Source organism: uncultured Agitococcus sp. (assembly GCF_937920075.1).
GTDB lineage: Bacteria > Pseudomonadota > Gammaproteobacteria > Pseudomonadales > Moraxellaceae > Agitococcus.
The window spans coordinates 1-5,767 of the sequence record NZ_CALETI010000456.1 but is presented as its reverse complement, the minus strand read 5'-3'; the positions used below and the strand labels follow the sequence as shown (position 1 = coordinate 5,767).

Here is a 5,767-nt window from a genome sequence, read left to right as displayed (position 1 = left end):
CGCGGCGGAACCTCGGTTCCCATCAGCACTTCCGTCACATCGGAGGCCATACGGGCATCCTCGATCTCCACACGCTTCAAAAGTCTCGTCTCCGGATTCAGTGTCGTCTCCCAGAGCTGCTCCGGGTCCATCTCGCCAAGACCTTTGTAGCGCTGCACCGGGTCCTTCCAGCGAAGTCCCTTTTTGGTCAGCTCCGCCAATTTGCGCTGCAATTCGGGGTCTGAGTAGGTGTAGACGTACTTGTCCATCCCCTTCTTGGGGTTGGTGAGCTCGATGCGGTGCAACGGCGGCACTGCGGTGTAGACCCGCCCAGCCTTCACCAGGTCCGGCATGTACCTGAAGAACAAGGTGGCCAACAGGCAGCGGATATGCGCACCATCGGAGTCGGCATCGGCCAAAATGCACACTTTACCGTAACGCAAGCCTGTTAAATCTTCATTACCAGGGTCAACACCAATCGCCACTGCAATATCATGCACTTCTTGTGAACCTAAAACTTGGTCAGAAGCTACTTCCCATGTATTTAAAATTTTGCCCCGTAAAGGCATGATGGCTTGAAACTCTTTATCACGCGCTTGTTTCGCTGAGCCGCCTGCGGAATCACCTTCCACCAAAAACAACTCACTACGCATAATATCTTGACCCGCACAATCGGCTAACTTGCCAGGCAATGCAGGCCCTTGCGTAATTTTTTTGCGTTCGATTTTTTTTCCTGCTTTGAGGCGTTTATTGGCACTGGCTATCGCCAATTCTGCAATTTGTTGACCAACATCGGGATGTTGATTGAGCCATAACGAAAACGCATCTTTAACCACGCCTTGCACAAACACCGAGGCTTCTCGTGAGGATAAACGTTCTTTGGTTTGCCCTGAAAATTGTGCTTCTTGCATTTTCATCGACAACACAAAGGCCACACGTTCCCACACATCTTCGGGCGCTAATTTGACATTACGCGGTAATAAATTTCTAAACTCACAAAACTCACGCATGGCATCGGTTAAACCCTGACGCAAACCATTAACGTGTGTGCCATGTTGTACCGTAGGAATTAAGTTTACATACGATTCTTGAATGGTTTCGCCACCTTCAGGCTGCCACAACACCGCAAACTCACAAGCTGCATGTTCTCCTTTAAAATCTCCAACAAAAGGCTCAGCAGGTAAACACTCAAAGTCTTTACAACTGTCAATTAAATACGCGCGTAAGCCATCTTCGTAATACCATGTCTCTTCTTCTTTGGCTTGTTTATCAATCCATTTAATTTGCAAATTAGGACATAAAACCGCTTTAGCCTTGAGTAAGTGTTTTAGGGCTTTGGTATTAAATTTAGGATTATCAAAATATTGTGGGTCTGACCAAAAACGGACGCTAGTGCCTGTTTGACGTTTGGGCACAGACCCAATCACCTCTAATTCTTTCGATTTATTGCCATTGGCAAAACTGATGGCATATTCTTGACCCTCTCTTTTAACTTTAACTTGTACTTGGCTAGATAAGGCGTTGACCACCGAAATACCCACACCATGCAAACCACCCGAAAACTGATAGTTTTTATTAGAAAATTTTCCGCCTGCATGGAGCTTGGTTAAAATTAACTCCACACCCGACATTTTTTCTTCAGGGTGCATATCAACAGGCATACCGCGGCCATCGTCTATCACTTCTAAAGAATTATCTTCGTGCAAAATCACTTGAATCTGGCAAGCATGGCCAGCCATTGCCTCATCGACCGAGTTATCAATCACTTCTTGAGCTAAATGATTGGGACGACTGGTATCAGTGTACATACCCGGACGGCGGCGAACAGGGTCTAAACCCGATAAAACTTCAATAGCATCAGCGTTATAAGTAGTCATAGGTTTTTAAATTCGTAAAAAATCAATAATCGCAGGAATATGGTGTTCAAAACTATCAAAGGCATGATTACCGCCCTCCTCCACCAACATTGGAGACAAGGGATATTTTGCCAAAGCGAGCTTATAGTCTAAAGTCTCATCGGCTGTTTGTAATAGTACCCATAGACGCTCTGGATACCGCAGAGCGTCAACTTCTATCGCTAATAACTCATCAACTTGGGCTTGGGTTAAGGTGTAACCTTTGCCTGTGTGGTAATTACGCTGCTCACCCAATAGGGTGCTTAATAAATCATAGGCTTTAACCGCAGGATTAATTAATACCGCCTTATTGCCATAATGTTGATTAAGCCACGTGGCATAAAAACCACCCAACGAACTGCCTAATAAACCAGCCTGTGGATATTGTTGCACTAATTGGGCTAATAAGTTAATGGCTTGCTGCGGAAAAATATTTAAATCGGGAGTAATAAAGTTAATATCAGGCCGATGTTGAGCTAACCATTGACGCAACAAACCTGCTTTATGAGATTGAGGGGAACTATTAAAACCGTGAATGTAAATAAGTGTAGACATGAAAAGTTTAATAACCTTTCACTGTCCAATCAATGGTAAATTTAACCCCTTCGACACGAGAGACTTGACTGACAATATCACCATTATCATATAAATCGAACCAACGATAACCTGGTGAAACATCTTCATCAACAGCAAAATCATTGCTTAATGGTTTAAATTGGACACAGGTTGAAGGCGCAGATAATAAACGCACACTATTACGCATTCTGTCAGACTCTTGGTGAACGTGTCCCCAAACAATGGCTTTAATGTGGCTAAATTGGTCTATCACTTGCCAAAAATCAACTGCGTTTCTGACGACTTGGGTATCTAACCACTTACAGCCCATTGGAACAGGATGGTGATGCAAACACACCATCACATGACAACCTTTACTTTTCTCTAAGGCTGACTGCAAAAAGGCAAGTTCTTCGGGTTTAAACTTACCTGGTACTTCGTATTCGACACTGGAATTGAGCATAATAATTTGCCATTTGGCAAATTTAATTACACAGGGGCTAAGATGACTTTGGTTGTTTAAAGTATTAAGAATAGGTTGAGTAATATCGTGATTACCCTGCAACCAATAATTAGGGGTATTAAATTGCGCTAAATGTTGTTGAAAGCGTTGATAAGCAACTTCGCTTGCGTCTTGAGCAATATCACCTGTTGCCAAAATGACATCAATATTTGTTTGCTCACGTTTTACCTTTTCTAAGACTAGACGCAAGCTATCTTCGGTGTTTAACCCTAAAAGCCGACCTTCTGTTGATGAAAACAGATGACAGTCGGATATTTGCACTACACGGAGTGGCTTATTTTCATGTTTTTTCAAGATGCCATCCCTAAAGCGGACCCTTGGAGATTAATCAGTTTGGCTTAGACACCATTTGTTATCATCATAATCAAACTGGGTCTTGGCTATTACTACATCACAACATTTTGGACTTACATACCTGTATAAAAGCATAAAGATATTGGCTGTCTGTAAGTCAAGTATTTTTCTAATCCTAATTAAACGCAAGAATACAATTTTTTTCTAGCGACTCAATCGACAATTTACCAAAAAATCAGCAATTTTGCCACTTAGACTGTAAAAGAGTTTTATTTAGCGCAAACCATTGGCCTGCAATTAACAATGGCGCATTCCATAACATGCTATTTTTTGCCAATAAGTCAACAAAATCAGTCGCCGAAACTATGCTGACTTTAATATCTTCGCCTTCTTCTGGCAAGCCAAATACACCACCTGCTTGACGTAAATCAGCCTGACCAACAAATAAGGTAAATTTTTCATTACTCCCACCCGGACTAAGTAAAAAAGTCATCACCTTTTCTAAACGCGATAACTCAACACCAGCTTCTTCCAAAACTTCCCGTTTAGCCACATCTTCTAAGCTTTCGCCATGCCCATCAACTAAACCTGCAACAATTTCTAATTGCCACGGATTAGGGTGAGACAATGCCCCGACCCTAAATTGTTCAATTAACAATACAGCATCTAAATTAGGGTCATAAATGAACACGCCAATAGCTTCGGGTTTAATCACTAATTCACGCTGAATAATTGGACTCATGCCACCTGCAAATAAACGATGTTTTAATTTAACAACATCAATTTGAGTAAACGATTTATAAACCATCTCTCGACTGACTAACTCGACATCTTGTTGTTGATTAAATATTGTTTGTTGCATAATCCTAGCCTTTTCTAAATAGCCTACTTTAGTAGCAGCCTGTATGCAGCGTAGCGAAATACAGGAAACAACGACCCGTGTTACGTTTCACTTCACACAGGCTACAAAATTCATCTTAAAATAATCAAGGCTCTATAACTTTGATATCAATATTTAATTCCGCTGATTTTTTAATCATCTTTTTATCAAAACTTAAAAATGCCTGTGTGTGTAAACTAAATGATAAATGCAAGGCATCAGCAAAGTCCATCCCTTGTTTAATCCACCCCAACGCCATAATAATCTATTCTTTATTTTCAGTGACAATATTTTCTAAACCAAGTAAGTTAGTTAACGCAATAGCAATGTGGTTAGATGAAAACTTATAGCTAAAACGTAATACCCATTCCGTTTCTAAAATCACCGTCTTTGGAATAAATATCTGTTCAGATGAGGCAAAAACTTGATATGCCTTTTGATACTGTACTTCATCATCACGCGTTAAAAACCGAACAATGACATTCGTATCAATGGTTATCATTTTGTCCCCATTGCATACTAACACCCTCTTGAATAGCTTCATTCATCTCTTCAATCGTTTTAGCTTCGCCTTGATACGCCAAACAGCCTGCAACATCGTCTAACTTTGTTGTAGATGAGGCAGTTTTAGCTTTTAACAAAATACCTTGAGGGGTTAATTCAATTTCTAATTCTTGTCCTGCATTTAAATGATAGGCGTCACAAATGGCTTGGGGTATTACAACGTGTCTTTGAGGGGTTAAATGTGTAGTTTGCATTTTTACGCTCCAATTTAAACGTAAATATAATCTATTAGAGCCTCTTCGTCTTGCCCAATTTTCTTTCCGCAAAGTAAAAAACCCTTCTAGTGTTTGCTAGAAGGGTTTTTTTGATTGGAGTCTGGCGATGACCTACTCTCACATGGCGAATGCCACACTACCATTGGCGCGGAGCGGTTTCACTTCTGAGTTCGGGAAGGGATCAGGTGGTTCACACTCGCTATGGTCGCCAGACAAACTGGTTGAGTTTGCGTTTTTGCGCTTACTCGAATTCGTTGTCTTTGTACAGTTGGAATTTTGTCTGTGTCATTTTTACGTTTATGCTGTATCTGTTTCGAACTAAATCAAGGTTGTGTATCTTGGTATAAACTGTTTTGGCGTTATATAGTCAAGCCTCACGAGCAATTAGTATTCGTTAGCTTCACGCATCGCTGCGCTTCCACACCGAACCTATCAACGTCATGGTCTCTAACGGCTCTTTAGGAGAGTTAAACTCTCAGGGAGACCTTATCTTGAGGGAGGCTTCGTGCTTAGATGCTTTCAGCACTTATCCCTTCCGAACATAGCTACCCGGCAGTGCCACTGGCGTGACAACCGGAACACCAGAGGTTCGTCCACTTCGGTCCTCTCGTACTAGAAGCAGATCCTCTCAAGTCTCCAACGCCCACGGTAGATAGGGACCGAACTGTCTCACGACGTTCTAAACCCAGCTCGCGTACCTCTTTAAATGGCGAACAGCCATACCCTTGGGACCTGCTTCAGCCCCAGGATGAGATGAGCCGACATCGAGGTGCCAAACACCGCCGTCGATATGAACTCTTGGGCGGTATCAGCCTGTTATCCCCAGAGTACCTTTTATCCGTTGAGCGATGGCCCTTCCATA

The 5,767-nt window shown here is 42.2% G+C and carries 7 protein-coding genes and 2 rRNA genes; all 9 read right to left on the bottom strand.

Going from position 1 to position 5,767, the window contains the following annotated elements:
• A partial coding sequence (gene parE / locus Q0212_RS15480) for a DNA topoisomerase IV subunit B (RefSeq protein ID WP_297927176.1) occupies positions 1–1,856 on the bottom strand: 1,856 nt, incomplete at its 3' end.
• A 6-nt stretch (positions 1,857–1,862) separates the two neighbouring features.
• Positions 1,863–2,429: a YqiA/YcfP family alpha/beta fold hydrolase gene (locus Q0212_RS15475; RefSeq protein WP_297927174.1), complete on the bottom strand. Its 567-nt coding sequence runs from the start codon at positions 2,427–2,429 to the stop codon at positions 1,863–1,865.
• Positions 2,430–2,436: 7 nt separating this feature from the next.
• Positions 2,437–3,246 carry a 3',5'-cyclic-AMP phosphodiesterase gene (gene cpdA / locus Q0212_RS15470; protein WP_297927172.1) on the bottom strand — a complete coding sequence of 270 codons (810 nt, stop codon included), beginning with the start codon at positions 3,244–3,246 and terminating at the stop codon, positions 2,437–2,439.
• A 235-nt stretch (positions 3,247–3,481) separates the two neighbouring features.
• The gene (locus Q0212_RS15465) at positions 3,482–4,108 is read right to left on the bottom strand and encodes an NUDIX domain-containing protein (RefSeq protein WP_297927170.1); all 627 of its coding nucleotides are present in this window, start codon (positions 4,106–4,108) and stop codon (positions 3,482–3,484) included.
• Between the two features lie 124 nt (positions 4,109–4,232).
• Positions 4,233–4,385: a hypothetical protein gene (locus tag Q0212_RS15460; protein ID WP_297927169.1), complete on the bottom strand. Its 153-nt coding sequence runs from the start codon at positions 4,383–4,385 to the stop codon at positions 4,233–4,235.
• A 6-nt stretch (positions 4,386–4,391) separates the two neighbouring features.
• A complete protein-coding gene (locus Q0212_RS15455) occupies positions 4,392–4,628 on the bottom strand; it encodes a type II toxin-antitoxin system VapC family toxin (RefSeq protein WP_297927167.1) in 237 nt (78 codons plus the stop codon).
• Positions 4,615–4,884 carry an AbrB/MazE/SpoVT family DNA-binding domain-containing protein gene (locus Q0212_RS15450; protein WP_297927165.1) on the bottom strand — a complete coding sequence of 90 codons (270 nt, stop codon included), beginning with the start codon at positions 4,882–4,884 and terminating at the stop codon, positions 4,615–4,617. Before Q0212_RS15450 ends, Q0212_RS15455 begins: the two co-directional genes overlap by 14 nt.
• A gap of 119 nt (positions 4,885–5,003) precedes the next feature.
• A 5S ribosomal RNA gene (gene rrf, locus Q0212_RS15445) occupies positions 5,004–5,118 on the bottom strand.
• A 150-nt stretch (positions 5,119–5,268) separates the two neighbouring features.
• Positions 5,269–5,767: ribosomal RNA gene (locus tag Q0212_RS15440) — 23S ribosomal RNA — on the bottom strand; the annotation flags it as partial.